Origin of the sequence: Psychrobacter sp. TWR1-1-1 (genome assembly GCF_049895865.1) — a bacterium.
GTDB classification, from domain to species: domain Bacteria; phylum Pseudomonadota; class Gammaproteobacteria; order Pseudomonadales; family Moraxellaceae; genus Psychrobacter; species Psychrobacter immobilis_A.
The window spans coordinates 35,648-54,881 of sequence record NZ_JAFCTE010000012.1 but is presented as its reverse complement, the minus strand read 5'-3'; the positions used below and the strand labels follow the sequence as shown (position 1 = coordinate 54,881).

General features: G+C 41.8%; 21 protein-coding genes. 17 read left to right on the top strand and 4 right to left on the bottom strand.

The annotated features are described in order from the left end of the window. The first annotated feature begins 2 nt into the window (after positions 1-2). From secY to rplQ, 7 genes are all read left to right on the top strand, one after another. Positions 3-1,334: a preprotein translocase subunit SecY gene (gene secY, locus ACP69U_RS11290; RefSeq protein ID WP_173936727.1), complete on the top strand. Its 1,332-nt coding sequence runs from the start codon at positions 3-5 to the stop codon at positions 1,332-1,334. 32 nt (positions 1,335-1,366) lie between these two features. Further along, positions 1,367-1,483 (top strand): 50S ribosomal protein L36, encoded by a 117-nt coding sequence (gene rpmJ / locus ACP69U_RS11285; RefSeq protein WP_010196721.1) that lies wholly within the window; start codon positions 1,367-1,369, stop codon positions 1,481-1,483. A gap of 253 nt (positions 1,484-1,736) precedes the next feature. Beyond that, entirely contained in the window at positions 1,737-2,093 is a 357-nt protein-coding gene (rpsM, locus tag ACP69U_RS11280; RefSeq protein ID WP_021813384.1) for a 30S ribosomal protein S13, read from the top strand. A 20-nt stretch (positions 2,094-2,113) separates the two neighbouring features. Next, entirely contained in the window at positions 2,114-2,503 is a 390-nt protein-coding gene (rpsK, locus tag ACP69U_RS11275; protein WP_045454458.1) for a 30S ribosomal protein S11, read from the top strand. 48 nt (positions 2,504-2,551) lie between these two features. Next, positions 2,552-3,193 carry a 30S ribosomal protein S4 gene (rpsD, locus tag ACP69U_RS11270; protein WP_010196731.1) on the top strand — a complete coding sequence of 214 codons (642 nt, stop codon included), beginning with the start codon at positions 2,552-2,554 and terminating at the stop codon, positions 3,191-3,193. An 80-nt stretch (positions 3,194-3,273) separates the two neighbouring features. Next, positions 3,274-4,281 (top strand): DNA-directed RNA polymerase subunit alpha, encoded by a 1,008-nt coding sequence (locus ACP69U_RS11265; RefSeq protein WP_045446643.1) that lies wholly within the window; start codon positions 3,274-3,276, stop codon positions 4,279-4,281. A gap of 19 nt (positions 4,282-4,300) precedes the next feature. Next, entirely contained in the window at positions 4,301-4,660 is a 360-nt protein-coding gene (rplQ, locus tag ACP69U_RS11260) for a 50S ribosomal protein L17 (RefSeq protein ID WP_021813387.1), read from the top strand. 78 nt (positions 4,661-4,738) lie between these two features. Here rplQ and ACP69U_RS11255 read toward each other — a convergent pair whose 3' ends face one another. Beyond that, positions 4,739-5,359: an L-threonylcarbamoyladenylate synthase gene (locus tag ACP69U_RS11255; protein WP_270895572.1), complete on the bottom strand. Its 621-nt coding sequence runs from the start codon at positions 5,357-5,359 to the stop codon at positions 4,739-4,741. A gap of 218 nt (positions 5,360-5,577) precedes the next feature. Then, positions 5,578-6,318: an elongation factor P hydroxylase gene (locus ACP69U_RS11250; protein WP_426138578.1), complete on the bottom strand. Its 741-nt coding sequence runs from the start codon at positions 6,316-6,318 to the stop codon at positions 5,578-5,580. 185 nt (positions 6,319-6,503) lie between these two features. On the opposite strand from ACP69U_RS11250, the gene ACP69U_RS11245 reads away from it, so the two are divergent. The 6 genes from ACP69U_RS11245 (at position 6,504) to lysM (ending at position 11,079) form a co-directional block, all read left to right on the top strand. Then, positions 6,504-7,097, top strand: a complete 594-nt coding sequence (locus ACP69U_RS11245; protein ID WP_426138577.1) for a YceD family protein — start codon at positions 6,504-6,506, stop codon at positions 7,095-7,097. Positions 7,098-7,434: 337 nt separating this feature from the next. Then, positions 7,435-7,617, top strand: a complete 183-nt coding sequence (rpmF, locus tag ACP69U_RS11240; RefSeq protein ID WP_011512869.1) for a 50S ribosomal protein L32 — start codon at positions 7,435-7,437, stop codon at positions 7,615-7,617. A 437-nt stretch (positions 7,618-8,054) separates the two neighbouring features. Then, complete coding sequence (gene fabD, locus ACP69U_RS11235; RefSeq protein WP_087814664.1) at positions 8,055-9,023, top strand: ACP S-malonyltransferase; 969 nt, start codon at positions 8,055-8,057, stop codon at positions 9,021-9,023. Continuing rightward, positions 9,020-9,748: a 3-oxoacyl-ACP reductase FabG gene (fabG, locus tag ACP69U_RS11230; protein ID WP_045454442.1), complete on the top strand. Its 729-nt coding sequence runs from the start codon at positions 9,020-9,022 to the stop codon at positions 9,746-9,748. The genes fabD and fabG overlap by 4 nt, the downstream gene beginning before the upstream one ends. Before the next feature lie 282 nt (positions 9,749-10,030). Next, positions 10,031-10,267: an acyl carrier protein gene (acpP, locus tag ACP69U_RS11225; RefSeq protein ID WP_025652201.1), complete on the top strand. Its 237-nt coding sequence runs from the start codon at positions 10,031-10,033 to the stop codon at positions 10,265-10,267. Between the two features lie 302 nt (positions 10,268-10,569). Further along, positions 10,570-11,079, top strand: a complete 510-nt coding sequence (gene lysM / locus ACP69U_RS11220) for a peptidoglycan-binding protein LysM (RefSeq protein ID WP_055125278.1) — start codon at positions 10,570-10,572, stop codon at positions 11,077-11,079. Positions 11,080-11,180: 101 nt separating this feature from the next. Here lysM and queG read toward each other — a convergent pair whose 3' ends face one another. Continuing rightward, positions 11,181-12,413 (bottom strand): tRNA epoxyqueuosine(34) reductase QueG, encoded by a 1,233-nt coding sequence (gene queG / locus ACP69U_RS11215; protein ID WP_426138576.1) that lies wholly within the window; start codon positions 12,411-12,413, stop codon positions 11,181-11,183. Between the two features lie 192 nt (positions 12,414-12,605). Between queG and ACP69U_RS11210 the strand changes: the two genes are divergently transcribed. Next, entirely contained in the window at positions 12,606-14,345 is a 1,740-nt protein-coding gene (locus ACP69U_RS11210) for an NAD(P)H-hydrate dehydratase (protein WP_426138575.1), read from the top strand. An 8-nt stretch (positions 14,346-14,353) separates the two neighbouring features. Here the strand turns inward: ACP69U_RS11210 and ACP69U_RS11205 are convergent, their stop codons facing one another. Next, on the bottom strand, positions 14,354-14,851 hold the full coding sequence (locus tag ACP69U_RS11205; protein WP_426138574.1) for a DUF4124 domain-containing protein: 498 nt from the start codon (positions 14,849-14,851) through the stop codon (positions 14,354-14,356). A gap of 862 nt (positions 14,852-15,713) precedes the next feature. On the opposite strand from ACP69U_RS11205, the gene ACP69U_RS11200 reads away from it, so the two are divergent. The 3 genes from ACP69U_RS11200 to ilvC all read left to right on the top strand — a co-directional run bounded on the left by ACP69U_RS11200 (position 15,714) and on the right by ilvC (position 19,207). After that, positions 15,714-17,546 carry an acetolactate synthase 3 large subunit gene (locus ACP69U_RS11200; RefSeq protein ID WP_426138573.1) on the top strand — a complete coding sequence of 611 codons (1,833 nt, stop codon included), beginning with the start codon at positions 15,714-15,716 and terminating at the stop codon, positions 17,544-17,546. Next, positions 17,546-18,043 (top strand): acetolactate synthase small subunit, encoded by a 498-nt coding sequence (gene ilvN / locus ACP69U_RS11195; RefSeq protein ID WP_045454430.1) that lies wholly within the window; start codon positions 17,546-17,548, stop codon positions 18,041-18,043. The genes ACP69U_RS11200 and ilvN overlap by 1 nt, the downstream gene beginning before the upstream one ends. 147 nt (positions 18,044-18,190) lie before the next feature. Beyond that, complete coding sequence (gene ilvC / locus ACP69U_RS11190; protein WP_045446660.1) at positions 18,191-19,207, top strand: ketol-acid reductoisomerase; 1,017 nt, start codon at positions 18,191-18,193, stop codon at positions 19,205-19,207. Positions 19,208-19,234 lie beyond the last annotated feature (27 nt).

Genomic DNA, 19,234 nt, shown 5'->3' with positions numbered 1-19,234 from the left:
CAATGTCATCGACTGGTATACCGCTCAATCCATTTGCATTCATACGCAAGTATGATGAATTATGGACGCGTTTATTATTCTTAATCGGCGCATTGGTTGTTTATCGTTTAGGGTCACATATTCCAGTACCGGGCATCAATCCGGTCAACTTGGCTGATCTGTTTTCGCGCAACGAAAACACCATTTTGAGCATGTTTAACATGTTCTCAGGTGGTGCACTAGAGCGTATGTCCATTATGGCGCTCGGCATTATGCCGTATATTTCAGCATCGATTATTGTACAGATGATGTCTGCAGTATTGCCATCGCTTGAAGCCCTCAAAAAAGAAGGCGAAGCGGGACGACGTAAGTTGAACAAGTACACCCGCCAAGGGACACTTGCTTTAGCCCTAGTACAGTCATTAGGAATGTGTGCTGGCTTAATCAGTCAAAATCTTACTTTATCTTCTGGTCTGACCTTTTATATTCCAGCGGTTACCTCATTGGTAGCGGGCGCTATGTTCTTGATGTGGCTTGGTGAGCAGATTACAGAGCGCGGCGTAGGTAATGGTATCTCAATGCTCATTTTTGCGAGTATTGTGGCTGGTACGCCAGGTATGATTTCGCAGTCTATTGAACAGGTTAATCAAGGGCAGATGAACTTGATTGTACTGTTTATTTTTGTGCTACTAGGCATCGCGGTTACTGCTGGTATCGTTTATATTGAACGTGCTCAGCGCCGTGTTCCAGTGAACTATGCGCAGAAGCAGCAACAAGGTCGCAAAATATATGCTCAGCAGCAGTCACATTTGCCGCTGAAGCTTAACATGGCAGGGGTTATCCCAGCCATTTTTGCCAGCTCGTTATTGTTGTTTCCAGCAAGTTTAGGGCAGTGGGTCGGTCAATCAACTGATCCTACCCTTACACAAAAGATACTACAGAATATGGCATTGGTGTTGTCTCCAGGACAGCCGCTATATTTGGTTCTGTTTGGCGCGATGATTATTTTCTTCTGTTACTTCTATACGGCATTGGTATTTAGTCCACGTGAAGTAGCTGAAAACCTTAAACGTAGTGGTGCGTATATCCCAGGTATTCGCCCCGGACAACAAACTCAGCGTTACCTAGATCATGTATTAAACCGACTGACCTTTATTGGCGCGATGTATATGACGGTTATTTGTTTAATGCCAATGGTCGTCCAGTCATCGTTTGGTGTACCGTTTCAACTCGGTGGTACGTCTTTACTGATTATGGTGGTTGTGGTAATGGACTTCATTTCGCAAATCCAAGCGCATTTGATGACCCATCAATATCATGATCAGACGTTAATTCAATCGCCCACTCAACCTTAAATGAGCGGTACGATATCTCAAAGGAGCATGCTATGAAAGTTCAAGCATCAGTTAAAAAGATTTGTGGTAGCTGTAAAGTTGTGCGCCGTAAAGGCCGTGTACATATCATCTGTACAGCAGAACCTCGCCACAAGCAACGTCAAGGTTAATATTTAGTATTATAAAGTCTCAGACTTTTGTTACTATTTCAATTAATACTTGAAAAATGACGGCGGATGGGATATCATCCGCCACTTGCCGTAGTTTATGCAAAAACTTTTATAAGACCGTCAATGAATAGGCTTGTAACCAAGTCAAAGCAGCGATAATAATTATAAAAGCTTTAGTATTGACAGCAACAAATCTGAAAAATAAAGCCTTATTGATAAATAACGCTTATTTTTCTTTAATGGAGAGAAATCAATGGCTCGTATTGCCGGCGTAAACATTCCGGATAATAAGCATGCTGTTATTTCACTAACTTACATCTTTGGTGTAGGTCGTACCACTGCTCAGAAAATCTTAGAAGCAGTTGGCATTGCCCCTACTACTAAAGTTAGTCAGTTAGATGATACACAGTTAGATGCTATCCGTGCACAAGTTGCAAATTACATGACTGAAGGTGATCTTCGTCGTGAAGTGTCAATGAATATCAAGCGTTTAGTTGATCTTGGTTGTTACCGTGGCATCCGTCATCGTCGTAACCTACCAGTTAGAGGTCAGAATACTAAGAATAACGCTCGTACTCGTAAGGGTCCGACACGCCCTCTCAAAAGATAATTAACTTAGGAAGCTAAAAGATGGCTAAAGACACTCGTAGTCGCAAGAAAGTGACTCGTCGTTCAGTATCGGAGGGCATTGCCCATATCCATGCGTCTTTTAATAACACCATTGTTACGATTACCGATCGTCAAGGTAATGCACTGGCTTGGGCCACTTCAGGTGGACAAGGCTTCCGTGGTTCACGTAAATCTACACCATTTGCAGCTCAGGTTGCAGCTGAAGTCGCTGGTAAAGCGGCTCAAGAATATGGTGTTAAGAATATCGACGTTTTGGTCAAAGGACCAGGACCGGGTCGTGAGTCTGCGGTAAGAGCACTAGGTGCATTGGGTTATAAAGTTAACAGCATCTCTGATGTAACCCCAATCCCACACAATGGTTGCCGTGCGCCGAAAAAGCGCCGCGTCTAATATTAAAGACGAAGCTTTTTATCCCAAAAGCTTATAGGAGACATAACAATGGCCCGCTATATTGGACCAAAACTCAAATTATCACGTCGTGAAGGCACGGACTTAGGTCTTAAGTCTGGCGTTAAACCATACGACGTAAAAACGAAAAAAGCTGGTCGTCCACCAGGTCAACACGGTGTAAGCCGTAACAAGACCTCAGAATATGCTTTACAGCTGCGTGAAAAGCAGAAAGTTAAGCGTATCTATGGTGTATTAGAGCGTCAGTTTGCTAATTACTATAAAGAAGCTGCTCGTAAGCGCGGTGCTACTGGTGAAAACCTGTTAGCCATGCTTGAGAGCCGTCTAGATAACGTTGTTTATCGCATGGGCTTTGGCTCAACTCGCGCCGAAGCACGTCAGCTAGTCAGTCATCGTACTGTTATGGTAAAAAAAGCTGGCCGTGATGAGTTTGTTCGTGTGAACATTCCATCAATTCAGTTGCAAGATGGTGATGTCATCGCTATCCAAGAGAAGTCTCGCGAGCAATTACGTATTAAAAACGCAATTGAGCTGGCTACCCAACGTGGTATTCCAGAATGGCTAGATGTTGACCACAGCAAATTACAAGGCACGTTCAAACAAGCGCCTGATCGTATTGATCTACCTGCTGAAATCAACGAAAGCTTGATCGTTGAGCTATACTCTAAGTAATGACGTACTGCTCGATGTCGTGAAAACGGCATTGAGCAATCAACGTTAATTAAACCAGTTTAATAAATCGAGGTGACATCATGATGCTAAATGCAACTGAGTTTCTAACGCCGAATGCCATTAATGTGGATACGGTTAATGAAACGATTGCGAAAGTCACGCTCGAACCGTTAGAACGCGGCTTTGGGCATACCCTTGGTAATGCCTTACGTCGCATCTTGTTATCTTCATTACCTGGTGCTGCAGTCATTGAAGCTGAGATTGATGGTGTTGACCATGAATACTCAACGCTTGAAGGGCTACAAGAAGATGTACTTGACTTGCTTTTGAATCTAAAAGGCTTGGCTATTACGCTTCATGACCAAAATGAAGTATTTTTGACCTTGGATAAACAAGGTCCAGGCACTATTACTGCTGCAGACATCGCGTTACCGCATAATGTAGACATCGTCAATCCAGAATTGGTGTTGGGTACATTGAGTGATCGTGGTCATCTTAAGATGCGTTTGCGTGTAGTAATGGGTCGTGGATATGAGCCAGCAAACCAGCGCCGTGAAGATGGTGATACTAAAGCAATCGGACGTTTAAAGCTTGATGCAAGTTTTAGTCCTGTGCTTCGTGTTGCTTATCAGGTTGAGAACGCTCGTGTAGAGCAGCGTACTGATCTTGATCGTCTTATCATTGAGCTTGAAACTAATGGCACTATAGATCCAGAAGAAGCAATTCGTAAAGCAGCCACTATTTTACAACAACAGATTTCTATCTTTGTTGACCTAGAAGCTGAAGAAGCGCCTGAGCCTGTGAAAGAGAAAGAAGAGGTTGATCCGGTGCTATTACGCCCTGTGGACGATCTTGAACTAACGGTTCGCTCAGCCAACTGCTTGAAAGCTGAAAACATTTACTATATCGGTGATTTGGTACAACGTTCAGAGACTGAACTTCTAAAAACCCCAAATCTTGGTAAGAAATCATTAACGGAAATCAAAGACGTACTAGCGTCTAAAGATTTAGAGCTCGGTATGCGCCTAGATAACTGGCCACCAGCTGACCTTCGTGTTGATGATCGCTTTTCTTATCGTAGCCGTTAAACTTTAAGGATTTTTGACTATGCGCCATCGTAAGAGTGGAGTCAAGCTGGGTCGTACCGGCAGTCATCGTAAGGCAATGTTTCAGAACATGACTAACTCATTATTTGAGCATGAACTGATCAAAACAACTTTACCAAAAGCAAAAGAGTTACGTCGCGTTGCCGAGCCATTAATTACTATGGCTAAAGAAGACAGCGTTGCTAACCGTCGTTTGGCATTTAGCCGTATGCGTAGCAAAGCTATGGTAGGCAAACTATTTGGCACGTTAGGTCCTCGTTACCAGACCCGTCCAGGTGGATATTTGCGTATCGTAAAATGCGGTTACCGTGATGGTGACAATGCGCCAATGGCATATGTAGAATTGGTTGATCGCGACTAATTTTACAATAAGCAAAAGATGTATATAAAAAAGCTCCAATTCAATTGGAGCTTTTTTTGTGTCTGATACTTGAGTCTATTACCGTAGTAGTGAATCTACATCCGCGGCACCTTGTCTGATAATTTCAGGCTGGCCACCAGTCATATCAACAATCGTAGTGAGCTTAGTAGTTTTTATACCTGCATTTATCAAAGCGTCAATTTGATTGCCTAATAAATCCTCAATCTCAAAGGGATCATCTAGTATGTCATCACGGTTAGGCAGTATTAATGAGCTGGTTAAGATAGGTTCATCCATGGCCTCTAAAAGCGCTTGCGCAATGGGGTTGCTAGGTACTCGAATACCGATGGTTTTTTTCTTCGCATGTGCCAATTTTTTTGGTACGTCTTTTGTGGCATTGAGGATAAAGGTGATGGGCGCAGGAGTAAGTGCTTTGAGCTGTTTAAATTGTATATTGTCCACTGCAGCATAGTTGGCAATTTCGCTTAAGTCACGGCACAGTAAGGTAAACTGGTGTTTATCATCAAGTTCACGAATTTGTTTGAGCTTATCGAGTGCATCCTTTGCCCCTAAGCGACAACCAAAAGCATAGCTGGTATCGGTAGGGTAGATAATGAGCTGGTCTTTACGTAACAGATCCGCCACTTGCTCAATCAGCCGTGGCTGTGGATTTTCTGGATGAATATAAAATACTTGCATAGCAGTTCCTTATTTTATAATTATGGGTTTTTAAATGTGAGGTTTTTGACTAAGTAGAATATTGGTGGCGCTTACGCTTCTTTCACTAAGTTTACTAAAAAAGCATCACTGCCTTCCTAGTATAGCGCAAAGCCAATATAAGTTTGGTAGCGAGGCGTTACTATGCGTAGACAATCGTTAACGCAAAAATGCCACACCTTTGCGCTGATATGCTGCTGTTACTCTAGATCAGCTATAGAAACACTGAGTAAGGCGTGTAATAAAGTTTTAGCATCAGGTGGCAATATATTGGGCTTAGCGATGTATTGTTGCACTTGTCGGTAGACGTCATTTGCGAATGTACTATTGCTCGTATCAAAGTCAGCAAACAAATTATCTTGTGACACCTCAAATGATCGTTCACAAGCGAGAGTAAATAAACACTCTAACGCTTGTGGCTTAATCTCTACGCGCTCAAATGCTTGCTGCTGAGCGGCGGTACGCCCATCTGGTGCGTACCAGTAGCCAAAGTCAGGCAAACGTCTACGAGCCTCTCCAGCCACACACCAATGGCTTAGCTCATGCAATGCGCTAGCAAAAAATCCATGAGCAAATTCAATTTTTGCGGGTTCGTTATTTTGTGCCGGAAAGTACTCTGGTTCTCCTTGTCCACGAACCAATGTCACATTTTGATGAGCGAATAAAGTATTGAATAATTGGATGAGCCAATCAGTAGCCGCTTGCTCGTATTTATTAACCAATGATGGAGTGCCATCTAAGCTTTTGATAGCAGCTAACCTTTCTAACCTTTGCCATTCACTTTTTACATCCTCTAAGCACTGATTGTTGTTAAGGTTCCACGAGTCAGTGGAAGAGGCATTCACATTACTGGTTAACGTAGTGAGACGTTGCAATAGTATTTTTGCTTCAAGTGGAGAAAGTAGGTTCGAGAAGTCAGGTTTATCATTAAACACATTCATAGGTAAAACACTGGTCAAATAAAAGATAAAAAGAAGAACTATCTTTGAATATAAATAGGCGAAATAAAGAGATGAAAATAGAGCTCATATCAAATAAATTTAACATACTAGCGCTAGCGTCGCTCAATGCTTTCCGTTAGTATGGCAGGCAATATTATACACCGTTTTGATGAATGAGGTCGCGCATGTCAAGCACTCCAGAAAGTAAACCGTCAGCAGGTTATGCTGATAATAAAAAAGTGCCTTTATCTACTAGTATGCCTGAATCTATTTCTTTGGATAAATGGGCAGATACTGGATATGAATGGACAGGAGAGGTAGAGCCAAGCGCTTTCAAACGTCTTGCTGCTACCTTAGCCACCGAACATGAACAAGCAAACATCTCGCTTAATGCCAATCTGTATCGCCGCAATAATATCTTACATTTGGCATTCACACTGACGGGTGAAGTTTGGTTAACCTGTCAACGTTGTCTACAGCCAGTGGCTATCGATTTGTCTGATGATTATAATATTGCGCTACTAGAAGATGAGAGCCAAGCACGTTCAATCAATGATGAACAAGACTATTTATTACTTGATGAAATTATTACTGAGCCTGCACCAGAGCTTTTATTGCCATTCAAAAAATTGGTAGAAGATGAGATATTACTGAAGACGCCAATGTCGCCAAAACATGACGACTGTGAAATGACGGTAGAGCAATTTGGTGAGATTCCAGAAGAGGAAGAAAGCGAAAATCCTTTTGCTGCTTTAGCCTCGCTAAAAGGCAAGTTGTAATCTTATTAAGAGACAAGTCATATATCAATGTACTACTTAATAAATTTATGATACCTTTCATCAGCTTTCTACCAAAGAGTGAGAAGCAGGGCTTTATTAATCCGCTAAACATGCGTATAATGTCCCGTTTATTGCATTCTAGCAATCTGCTACTGGCAGGTAGATGCTGATCTTGCAGACTAACTATAGATTTTAGACGTAATCAACACTTTACTACGTGGCAATCTATTTAACTAATGATGCGTAAGACTTAGGTTGTTGTGATTATATAGCCTCTGTCAGTGTCGATTAAAGCTGAATTTCAAGCTTATCCCCTTTTAAGTATAGGAGCTATATCATGGCCGTTCAAAAAAGTCGTAAAAGTCGTTCTCGTCGTGACATGCGCCGTTCACATCATCGTATGGAAATCGCTGAGATAAGCGTAGATGCTACCACTGGTGAAAAACATCGTCGTCATCACATGACTAAAGATGGTTTCTACCGTGGTCGCCAGTTGTTTAAAGTTAGTCAAGACGCTTAAATTATTGGCTATTCAATAGCTGATTGTAAAAATAATGATAGTACTGGTGACTGTCATTATTTTTGCAACGCTGTTATTAGGTAATATGCTTTGAGCTGAAGAAAGCCAAGTTATTTCGCTATCATATATTATGTGGCTAGATAACTTGGCTTTTTGCTATTGGCTTTTATGGTAGGTATTTGAACAACCTTTTACCATGCGCCTTTAGAAAATATGAAAATGAACCGATATACTCTACCATTTTAATTTGAGTGGTATCTTTTACTATACGTGTTTCAGTAGCATCCGCTATGATAATAGTGTGCGTCAGTGTATAGTTTATCGATAATCCGTTTTTTTAGACAAATACTAAAGCAACGGCTTTATATCGCCTCTAATAATATAATAAACCCCAATTGTTTTTAGGGATATTTCCAATTAAATAAGGAATATTGGTTATGGCCTCTGTACCCGATATGGTAAAAAAGCCGCCGACACGTATTGCGGTAATTTTTCCTGGTCAAGGATCGCAAGTAGTCGGGATGACTAGTGAGCTTGCTGAAATCTATCCAGAGATTCTCGATACCTTTACTGAAGCTAGCGCCGCGCTTGGTGAAGACTTATGGGCAATCTGTCAAAATGAAGAAAAACTCAATCAAACACAATATACTCAGCCAGCATTACTGACGGCCAGCATCGCCATTTGGCGTATCTTAAAACAAAAAATAACCACAGCGCCTTGTTATTTAGCGGGTCATTCTCTAGGTGAGTACAGTGCGCTTTGTGCGGCTGAAGTCATATCGCTTGCTGATGCGGTTAAATTGGTACATAAGCGCGGTCAGTTGATGCAAGAAGCCGTTGTAGGTGTCGATACTGCCATGGCAGCAGTGTTAGGGCTTGAGGACAATCGAGTAGAAAACTTGTGTGAGCAAGCGACTGAACATGTCGAAGGTGCCATTGTAGGTGCAGCCAACTTTAATAGTCCAGGACAAGTGGTGATATCGGGTAATGCTGCTGGTGTGAATGCCGTTATTGATAAAGTGCAAAACACCGGCAAAAAATCCATCCCGCTAAAGGTAAGCGTACCATCACATTGCGCGCTTATGGAGCCAGCCAGTAGTGCATTGGCTGAGATTCTGGCAGAAATAAAATTTGATCAAGCGACGATTCCTGTTATCCAAAATCGACATGCGCGTGTTGAGAGCAGTGCGGTCGGTATCAAGCAGGCATTAACGGAGCAATTAAGCCAACCAGTATTATGGTCAAAAACCATGCAAGAGTTGGCTGACAAACAAATTAATATTTTAATCGAATGCGGCAGTGGCAATGTATTGAGCAACTTGGCGAAGCGCCAAGCACAGCCAATTACGAGCTATCCTACTGACAAGCCCGCTCGTCTTGATAAATTAATGGAGGTGTTATCATGAGTCGTACGATTACTCTAGTGACAGGTGCTAGCCGTGGTATTGGTAAAGCCGTTGCCAAACGTTTTGCCAAAGAAGGACATTTTGTTATTGGTACAGCGACTACGGAAAAAGGTGCTGAACTGATTGATGGTTATCTCCACGATAGTGGCGGTATTGGACGTGTTTTAGACGTACGCGATACCGCACAAATTGATAAGCTGTTTGAAGAGATTGAGAGCGTCTACGGCGCAGTACAAGTATTGGTCAATAATGCAGGTATCACCCAAGATGGTCTGCTGATGCGTATGAAAGATGACGACTGGGAAAATGTTATCGATACCAATTTGACGTCGGTATACCGCATGAGTAAACGTGCTGTGCGCGGTATGATGAAAGCACGTCGTGGTCGTATCATCAATATAACCTCTGTCGTTGCGCAAATGGGTAATGCAGGTCAATCTAACTATGCGGCGACCAAAGCAGGCGTCGAAGGGTTCAGCCGTACGCTCGCGCGTGAAATTGGCTCACGACAAGTGACGATCAATTGCGTAGCCCCTGGTTTGATCGAAACGGATATGACGGACGAGCTTGATGAGCGCCTATTGAACTCTATGCTAGACGCTGTACCTATCAGTCGCCTTGGACAGCCAGAAGACATTGCAGCAGCCGTACATTTCTTAGCCAGCGATGAGGCCAGTTATATCACAGGCGCTGTTATCCCTGTCAATGGCGGTATGTATATGTAGGTGATAAACAAGTGTTACACAGTTATAATAAAAAACTCTGTGCACGAGTGTAAACTATAATAAAGGGTGTTATAATGACGGATACTTTTATGTCAAAGCCCTGTATTATAGCAGGGCTTTACTAGACATCAGTCAAAACGTATAACCAGCTATAAAACAAGTTACAAAGTACTCAGATAGCTGTGCTAATCTGAAGATATGATTTTATATACAATGCTGTAGAGCCTAATGATAGGCCTATGGTGACTTGCCAAAATAATAGATCAAAAAGGAGAAATCTACATGAGTAATGATACCGAGCTAAGAGTTAAAGCTGCAGTAGCTGAGCAATTGGGTATGAATGTTGAAGATATCAACAATGATGCATCATTTATGGAAGACTTAGGTGCAGATTCGTTAGACCTAGTCGAATTGGTTATGTCATTTGAAAGTGACTTTGGCATTACCATTCCTGATGAAGATTCAGCAGAATTAACGACTGTTCAAAAAGCGATTGATTATGTACAAGCGCAGCTATAATTAGCTAGTGGCTTAGCGAGTTATTTTAGCCGCCTATCTGTAGAGATAGGCGGTTTTTTTATGTTGATAATTTGCCATGGCAACAGGTGGTTATATGACTAATCAATACGTTAACATAAGCTACGCAAAATCAACATTACTCAACATACTATTACTATCTACCTCACATATCTTTGTCTATACTCATAATAGTTAGCAGTAACAAAGTATAGTGATATATAAAGTGTGGTTATATATGAAAGTATATGCCATTAAAACAATAATGATGAATAATAAATAACAATATTTAAAGGAGTATGTAAATGGGTATGTTCAGTTTTGCAAAAGATATCGGTGATAAAATTTTCAATCGTGATGACGCCAAACACGATGCCAAGTCAGAAACAAAAGCAGACGCTAATACGCCAGTACAGAGTAGCGAGCCTTCTGCGCAATCAGTTGCCAATATTTTACTTCGTCGTATTCAGCAGCAAAATCTTAATATTAGCGATTTGAAAATCAAGTATAACGGCTCAACAGATACTGCAGAAATCAGCGGTAAAGCTAAAACACAAGCAGACCGTGAAAAAGCGATTATCGCCATTGGTAATGTACAAAACGTGGCCAAGGTAATCGATAATATTGATATCGAAGAAGATGCGCCTGAGTCAACGATGTATACAGTGAAATCTGGTGATAGCTTGTCTAAGATCGCAAAAGAGGTTTATGGTTCAGCGGATGATTATATGAAAATCTTTGAAGCCAATAAGCCGATGCTATCTAGCCCTGATAAGATTTATCCTGGTCAAGTACTACGCATTCCTAAGCCATAATATGGTTTTGAACTGTCAGAGATATGCGTGAATAAAATAAAGAATGCCTCTTACTGTAGTAAGAGGCATTCTTTTGGCATACAGAAATATAAACTTAAGATTTAGAGATTTTTTAACTTCTCGTACTGTTCTGCTATGGCCCAATTGATATGTACATCGAGCATTTCGTTATGTACGCCCAACTTTGATTGTAACTGAGTAATGGTCTCTTCATTACCATTAGCATTTCCAAGACCAATCGCGATATTACGCAAAAAGTTCACATAGCCTGTGCGTCTAAGCGGGCTGCCTTCAGTTTTTTTCATAAATTCAGTTTCTTGCCATTGCCACAGCTCCAGCAGACTGCTGCTATCAAGGTTATGCCGTGGTGCGAAGTCCTCTACAGGTGTAAGATTGGCGTAGCGATTCCAAGGACAGATGAGTTGACAATCGTCACAGCCAAAGATGCGATTACCAATCGCGCGGCGGTATTTTATATCAATAATACCGTCGTGCTCGATAGTAAGGTAGGAGATACAAGCTGCAGCATTGAGCTCATAGGGCGCGACAATCGCTTGAGTGGGACAGATGTCGATACAAGCGCTACAACTGCCGCAATGCTCTTTGACGGGTTTGTCATCAGGTAACTCAAGGCTAATAAATAGCTCACCCAATACAAAAAATGAACCTGCTTGCTTGTTGATTAATAAGGTGTGCTTTCCTGTCCAGCCAAGACCAGCAGCATCGGCAATGGGTCGCTCGAAAATAGGAGCAGAGTCACTAAAAGGCCTAAAAATAAAATCTTGCTCTGAACCTATATTGAGGTGTTGCCACTCAGGAAGCATGGCTTCTATTTTTAGTGCCAATTGTTTCAAACGACTGCGCATCGTTTTATGATAGTCGCGTCCTCTGGCATAACGAGCAATGATACCTTGATTGGGGTAGTCATTGTCAGTAATCGTACGTGGGGTTGGTGCTTGAGTCAGGTAATCCATACGGACACTGATGATGGTTTTTGCCCCTTCTACCAGTTGGTCAGGATTTGCCCGCAGTTCATGGTTGTTATGCATAAACTGCAGTTGCCCCTCATAACCTTTATCGAGCCATTGTTGCAATTGTACAATCTGCTTAGCAAATAAAGGGTGATGCACCGATAAAAAACCACAGTCGGCAAATCCTAAAGCCTGTGCTTGGGTTTTAATCCATTGTTTGACATCGGCTGTGGTGGTAAATGTTGGGCTATTATTCACCTTAATTTTTTTTTCGGACGCAGGCTTAGGTTCAGTAGAGATTTGCTTAGCTGATTTCTGCTGGGTTGAAGAGATAGGCAAGTTTACTTTAGGAAGATTATTCATGTATGACAGTAGGCGATAGAGTGAATACCGATATAATAAGCCAGTGAGCTAAGAGCGCAAGTATAAAAGCAAATAATTTCACATTCATATTGATACATACGTTGATGTAAGCGTTTGCTAAGCTGATGCTAAATGATAGTAATCATATCTCAATAAAATAAAAAATCAGCAAAAAATACTCAAGGATTAGTTATGAAAAATCAGACCAATTTATCACCTATAAAAAGTGCAAAACCTATCCCGTTATATAGTAGTGAACAACTCTATGCGATGGAGCAAGCATGGTTTGTAGAGAGGCATGATAGTTTTGGGTTGATGAAACAAGCAGCCTGGCAAATGGCGCAAAACATAGAACAATTATATGAACAAAAGCAATTAAATATCTCTTCATCAGCCACTACTTATGTGCCTCTTCGTCATATGCGTCAGCATCGAGTGAGCATTTGGGTTGGAAAGGGTAATAATGGTGGCGACGGTTGGCTCATTGCTTATTATTTACAGCAAATGGGTTGGCAGGTACAAGTGGTAACAGTTGGTTTTGAGAGTGATGATTTTGATACCAATGACATAACAGCATTTTCTGACGCACAAAAAGCCCTAAAAGAGGAACTATTGGCTAATTGCCCTTATCGACGCTTTGAAAATAGTGCTTGTGATCTAGAAGAAGGAATAGATGGTAATCTGCAAGCCGATGTTTATATTGATGCGCTGTTTGGTATTGGACTGGATCGTGCGCCTACAGGTATTTACAAAACAGCCATTAGCACCTTTAATAAGTTATCTGAACAAAATAGTACCTTGGCCATTGCGGTTGATATTCCAAGTGGTCTGGTGGCTTCGACTGGCGAGGTGTTTGAGCAGGTGGCTATACAGGCTGATATAACGCTATGTTTAATTGCACGGAAATTCGGTTTGCATACCAAAGATGGTATGGATTGTAGCGGCAAGGTAATTGATATACCGCTGATACCTTATCCAATAAATGATAAAAGGTTTATGCCAGTAGCAACACTGATTACTACTGCATATGGTCTAAGTCCTCGCCGTCAAAATAGCTACAAAGGTAGCTATGGTCATGTACTGATTATTGGCGGTAATCGTATCGATGGCTCACAAGGTATGGGCGGCGCGGCGATACTGTCTGCTTCGAGCTCGATGGCGGCAGGAGCGGGTAAAATTACAGTTGCTTGCCATGAGGCTTTTCATAGCGCCCTATTAACTTCGCTACCAGATGCAATGACGATTAATTTGCATGATGTGGATGGAGTGCAGGAGTTAATCAAGTCAGCCACTGTGATTGCGATTGGTATGGGGCTTGGTCGTGATGAAAAAGCAAAAGTGTTATTTATAAAGTATCTACAAACTGCGATGACAGCTAAAAAGGCAATAGTGATTGATGCTGATGGACTTTATCATTTAGCATCATTGCCATTAGAGCATCATGAATTGGTCAGCCAGCTGCGAGAATATAGTGTTAATTATCAAGTTTGTTTGACCCCGCACAGTGGCGAAACTGCTAGATTACTGAATAAGAGAATCAGTGAGGTGGAAAGCGATAGACTACAAGCGATAAAACAGTGCGCTACAACTTATGGTGGTGAATGGGTGCTAAAAGGCGCAGGTTCTTTGATATTAGAGCAGGGCTTAGGTGAGCATCACGTTTATGTTTGTGCTGTCGGTAATGCGGGTATGGCGACGGCTGGCATGGGTGATGTGTTATCTGGTGTCATTGCTAGTCTGCTAGCACAACAAGATTTATCATCAGGAATGCAAAGCTTGCATCAAGCGGTTGTTATACATGGATTAGCAGGGGATACGCTGGTCAATCAAAGTAATAATACGTTGTTGGTTGGACAACGAGGACTACAAGCTCAGGATATGCCAGCAGCCCTTCGTCATGTGATGCAGCTATTGATTAACGTCTATAATTAGCATTAAGCCTAGGTAGTTGAGCTGCCACAATACTGATCAATTGCCTGCTGTACGCGTTCACGTTTGAGCTCAATTTCACGACCGTCTAAATATTGACGCTTGCCATTTGCATCCATCTCATAAATACGTCCGCCGACATTCAAGTTGGTCAAATTATTGCGGAGTGACTGGCAACGCTGTGCATTGGCTTGTGCTTCTTGTTCTTTAATCCGTGCTTCAAGCGCTGCAACTCTTTGCTCTTCTACGCTTTGAGTATTAGTACTTTGATTGGCATCTGTTTTGCCAGCCAATTGTCCTGCATTGCTTTGTCTGCCATCACTACGAAATTCAATCAGCTCAATGTTTTTACCATTTTGCGGCGCATGTTGGCTGTATTTGACTTCACCATGTGCACCAACAGATTTATAAACTTGAATAGCATGACTGGCATTCATCGACAGCATTAGCACATACGCAGTACTCACAAGCAGTTTGGTAGCAGTATTTATTTTAGACGCATATGCCATAGTAGCAATCCTCTCAAGGGGTAAAAAACAGATGTGTATATATGTGTCAATATAACATTTAAGTGTTGGAATGGTACTAAAAATGTACCAGCTTTCGATTCTAACAAATAATCCTTATGAATGTATATTATTTAATAACTAATAGTTAGGGATGGGCTTTAGAAGTTTTTCTTGACAATAGCTCACAAACCATCGAATATAATAGCAGTTGATTGGTCAGTGAGCGGCTTTTATGATATTGCCGTGGCACTTGAAAATGAGGATGATAGGTTACTTATCAGTGGCTTACGCATTTTTCGTTTCTTTGTGACAATGATATTGCAAAGATAGTAATCATAACGATTGTTATCGATGACTTTATGTATTGTCTCCGGACTTATCTGTCTACAATGACTAAGATAAACTTATTATTTGAAATGCGCTAAGCGTGACTCTAGCGGTTGTATTAAACATGGAAAAATATTCAGTAATTAAATCTTTTTAATAAGCCTGTCGTAAAATCTAACCATTTTACAAATTAGTATTGGCTGTGAGAGTGATTTAAGTTGTGAATATCAATGCCTCTGTATAAATCAATCTGTTGTAAATGCTATCTGCTATTTATCAATAATAAGCTTCTTTTATAGATGCACACGCATCTTGTCACTGTACATCGATAGACTCCTGCCATAAAACTGACCTTACATATATTGCTGTGTTTGAGTAGCCTGCTGTCTTATAAAACAGCGTTACTTAGAGATAGTGGGCACACATTCTTGATATGGATAAGGATTTGCAGCCATTTCTATAAGACGAACCATCTTGTGTAAATAGCATGATTTCCTCTTGTAAATGAACGCCAATTCTTGACAAAAAAAAGGTGATGACAGTGACGCAAACCACGCAAAGTCCGAATATGACGGGACATACCCAAACGGGGAATGCCGCCAAAAATTTTGAAGAAAAGCAACAACGCCTCGCTGAGGGTAGTGAGCAACCTATAATGCTATCTGGTGCTGAGATGTTGGTGCAATCACTGACTGATGAGGGCGTCAAATATATTTTTGGCTATCCAGGTGGTGCGGTTCTTCATATCTATGATGCTTTGTTTCAACAAGAAAATATCGAGCATATTTTAGTACGTCATGAGCAAGCAGCCGGTCACATGGCAGATGCTTATTCGCGAGTCACAGGGCAGACAGGTGTAGTATTAGCGACGTCAGGTCCGGGTGCTACTAATACCGTAACGGCTATCGCAACAGCGTTTATGGATTCTGTGCCGATGGTGGTCATCGCAGGTCAGGTACCTAGCAGCCTAATTGGGGAAGATGCCTTCCAAGAAACAGATATGGTCGGTGTATCACGTCCTATCGTGAAGCATAGCTTTCAAGTGCGCCACGCTAGCGAAATCCCAATGATTGTCAAAAAAGCCTTTTATATTGCCCAGTCTGGACGCCCAGGTCCTGTAGTCATTGATGTGCCAAAAGATATGACCGCGCCAAGTGAAAAGTTTGCTTACGCTTATCCAGAAGAAGTGTTTATACGTTCGTATCAGCCGTCATTAAAAGGCCATAGTGGTCAGATTAAAAAAGCGGTTGAAACGCTGCTTGCTGCAAAGCGTCCGATTGTTTACTCTGGTGGTGGTGTTGTTTTAGGCAATGCGCATAAAGAGCTTACTAATCTTGCGCACCGTTTAAATTTACCAGTAACCAATACCTTAATGGGCTTGGGCGCGTTCCCTGGTTCTGATAGTCAGTTCTTGGGTATGCTCGGTATGCATGGCACTTATGAAGCCAATATGACCATGCATCATGCCGACGTCATCTTGGCAGTTGGCGCACGTTTTGATGACCGTGTCACTAATAATGTCAAAAAATTCTGTCCGAATGCGACGATTATTCATATTGATATTGATCCTACCTCTATTTCAAAAACGATTAATGCGCATATTCCGATCGTGGGTGATGTTAAATCTGTCCTGACCGATATACTAGAGATTGTCGGTGATGATAAAGAGCTAGACCAACCAGCATTGTTGGATTGGTGGTCACAGATTAATGAGTGGCGTAAGCGTCATGGCCTGCGTTATGACACTAGCACCGATAACGGCATTAAGCCCCAAGCGGTCGTTCAAGCTTTAGATAAAGTGACGAATAGTAACGCTATTATCACCAGTGACGTCGGTCAGCATCAGATGTTTGCCGCGCTTTATTATACCTATAATGAGCCGCGCCAATGGCTAAACTCAGGTGGTTTAGGGACGATGGGTGTTGGCTTGCCGTATGCGATGGCAGCCAAACTTGCTCACCCTGAGCGTGACGTGGTTTGTATCACGGGTGAAGGCTCTATTCAGATGAATATTCAAGAGCTCTCAACCTGCTTACAATATAATTTGCCAGTTAAAATCTTAAATCTAAATAACGCCCAATTAGGCATGGTGAAGCAGTGGCAAGATATGCTGTATGAAGGTCGTCATGCCCATTCTTATATGAATTCACTACCAGACTTTGTCAAACTCGCTGAAAGCTATGGTCACGTCGGTATCAAGATTACTGATCCTGCGACCATGGAAGCGCAATTGGCGGAAGCCATGGCAATAACAGATAGATTGGTATTTATTGACGTTTATGTCGATCGTAACGAGCATGTATATCCAATGCAAATCGCTGGGCAAGCGATGCGTGATATGTGGTTAACAAAAGGGGAGCGTACCTAATGCAACAACAACATCTGATTTCGGTATTGATGGAAAACGAAGCGGGTTCGTTGTCGCGAGTGGTCGGTTTGTTCTCTCAACGTGGCTACAACATTGAAACTTTGAACGTTGCGCCAACAGACGATTCGAGTATTTCTCGCTTAACATTGACTACTATTACATCACCTGAAAAAATAGAACAAATCACCAAGCAATTGCATAAATTGATTGAAGTGGTTAAAGTGCTTAATCTATCAGATACCGTGCACGTCGAGCGCGAGTTGATGCTCATAAAAGTACGGGCGACGGGTGGCGTACGTGAAGAGATTAAACGCAGTGCCGATATTTTCCGCGCACAAATCGTTGATGTGAACGCCAATCTATATACCATTCAAATCGTCGGTGACAAAGCCAAACTTGACGGCTTTATTGATGTGATTGGTCGTGAACGTATTATGGAAGTGGTGCGTTCGGGTGTGATTGGTATTGCACGCGGCGAAAAAACGCTCAGTTTATAATGGGTGCTTACTGTACCTATTGTAGGTCAAATTATTTATTCAAACATTAACATAGCGCTTATCTCACCCATCACTTCGATAAGGTGATTATAATTTAAGTGTTTATTTATCCATGGCAAGCCATGATTTAGGAAAAGGACTCTGTTTATGAACGTTTATTATGATAAAGATTGTGATCTATCAATCATCCAAGGCAAAAAAGTTGCCATTATTGGTTATGGTTCACAAGGCCATGCACACGCGCTTAACCTACAAGATTCAGATGTTGATGTGACCGTTGGTCTACGTGCTAACTCTGGCTCATGGAAAAAAGCAGAAAACGCAGGTCTAAAAGTAGCTGAAGTAGAAGAAGCGGTAAAAGCTGCTGATGTCATCATGATTTTGACGCCTGATGAGTTTCAAAAAGAGCTATATAATGATGTAATCGAACCAAATATCAAAGAAGGTGCAACCCTAGCGTTTGCTCATGGTTTTGCGATTCATTATAACCAAGTCGTACCACGTGGTGATCTTGATGTCATTATGGTTGCACCAAAAGCACCAGGTCATACGGTACGTTCAGAGTTTGCCAAAGGCGGCGGTATCCCTGATCTTATCGCTATCTACCAAGATGCTTCAGGTCAAGCCAAACAATTAGCACTCTCTTATGCTGCTGGTGTTGGTGGTGGTCGTTCAGGTATTATCGAAACAACCTTTAAAGACGAAACTGAAACTGATCTATTCGGTGAGCAAGCAGTACTTTGTGGCGGCGCAGTAGAGCTGGTTAAAATGGGCTTTGAAACCCTAACTGAAGCTGGCTATGCCCCAGAAATGGCTTACTTTGAGTGCTTGCATGAGCTTAAGCTTATTGTAGACCTCATGTATGAAGGCGGTATCGCTGACATGAACTATTCAATCAGTAACAACGCTGAATATGGCGAATACGTAACTGGTCCTGAAGTCATCAATGAGCAATCACGTGAAGCCATGCGTAATGCCCTAAAACGCATTCAGTCTGGTGAGTACGCGAAGATGTTTATCTCTGAAGGCGCAACCAACTATCCCTCAATGACGGCTCGTCGTCGTAACAATGCAGAGCATCAAATCGAAATCACTGGCGCTAAGCTACGTGGCATGATGCCTTGGATCGGCGGTAATAAAATCATCGATAAAGAAAAAAACTAATTCAGTATTAGGCTATTAAGAGATTAA

Excerpts from the sequence above, each read along its gene's own strand:
- rpsM (WP_021813384.1), top strand. The coding sequence starts at position 1,737 with ATGGCTCGTATTGCCGGCGTAAACATTCCGGATAATAAGCATGCTGTT.
- ACP69U_RS11250 (WP_426138578.1), bottom strand. The coding sequence starts at position 6,318 with ATGAATGTGTTTAATGATAAACCTGACTTCTCGAACCTACTTTCTCCA.
- rpsK (WP_045454458.1), top strand. The coding sequence starts at position 2,114 with ATGGCTAAAGACACTCGTAGTCGCAAGAAAGTGACTCGTCGTTCAGTA.
- fabG (WP_045454442.1), top strand. The coding sequence starts at position 9,020 with ATGAGTCGTACGATTACTCTAGTGACAGGTGCTAGCCGTGGTATTGGT.
- acpP (WP_025652201.1), top strand. The coding sequence starts at position 10,031 with ATGAGTAATGATACCGAGCTAAGAGTTAAAGCTGCAGTAGCTGAGCAA.
- queG (WP_426138576.1), bottom strand. The coding sequence starts at position 12,413 with ATGAATAATCTTCCTAAAGTAAACTTGCCTATCTCTTCAACCCAGCAG.
- ilvC (WP_045446660.1), top strand. The coding sequence starts at position 18,191 with ATGAACGTTTATTATGATAAAGATTGTGATCTATCAATCATCCAAGGC.
- rpmF (WP_011512869.1), top strand. The coding sequence starts at position 7,435 with ATGGCCGTTCAAAAAAGTCGTAAAAGTCGTTCTCGTCGTGACATGCGC.
- ACP69U_RS11205 (WP_426138574.1), bottom strand. The coding sequence starts at position 14,851 with ATGGCATATGCGTCTAAAATAAATACTGCTACCAAACTGCTTGTGAGT.
- rpmJ (WP_010196721.1), top strand. The coding sequence starts at position 1,367 with ATGAAAGTTCAAGCATCAGTTAAAAAGATTTGTGGTAGCTGTAAAGTT.
- rpsD (WP_010196731.1), top strand. The coding sequence starts at position 2,552 with ATGGCCCGCTATATTGGACCAAAACTCAAATTATCACGTCGTGAAGGC.
- lysM (WP_055125278.1), top strand. The coding sequence starts at position 10,570 with ATGGGTATGTTCAGTTTTGCAAAAGATATCGGTGATAAAATTTTCAAT.
- ACP69U_RS11200 (WP_426138573.1), top strand. The coding sequence starts at position 15,714 with ATGACAGTGACGCAAACCACGCAAAGTCCGAATATGACGGGACATACC.
- ACP69U_RS11210 (WP_426138575.1), top strand. The coding sequence starts at position 12,606 with ATGAAAAATCAGACCAATTTATCACCTATAAAAAGTGCAAAACCTATC.
- ACP69U_RS11255 (WP_270895572.1), bottom strand. The coding sequence starts at position 5,359 with ATGCAAGTATTTTATATTCATCCAGAAAATCCACAGCCACGGCTGATT.
- rplQ (WP_021813387.1), top strand. The coding sequence starts at position 4,301 with ATGCGCCATCGTAAGAGTGGAGTCAAGCTGGGTCGTACCGGCAGTCAT.
- secY (WP_173936727.1), top strand. The coding sequence starts at position 3 with ATGTCATCGACTGGTATACCGCTCAATCCATTTGCATTCATACGCAAG.
- ACP69U_RS11245 (WP_426138577.1), top strand. The coding sequence starts at position 6,504 with ATGTCAAGCACTCCAGAAAGTAAACCGTCAGCAGGTTATGCTGATAAT.
- fabD (WP_087814664.1), top strand. The coding sequence starts at position 8,055 with ATGGCCTCTGTACCCGATATGGTAAAAAAGCCGCCGACACGTATTGCG.
- ilvN (WP_045454430.1), top strand. The coding sequence starts at position 17,546 with ATGCAACAACAACATCTGATTTCGGTATTGATGGAAAACGAAGCGGGT.
- ACP69U_RS11265 (WP_045446643.1), top strand. The coding sequence starts at position 3,274 with ATGATGCTAAATGCAACTGAGTTTCTAACGCCGAATGCCATTAATGTG.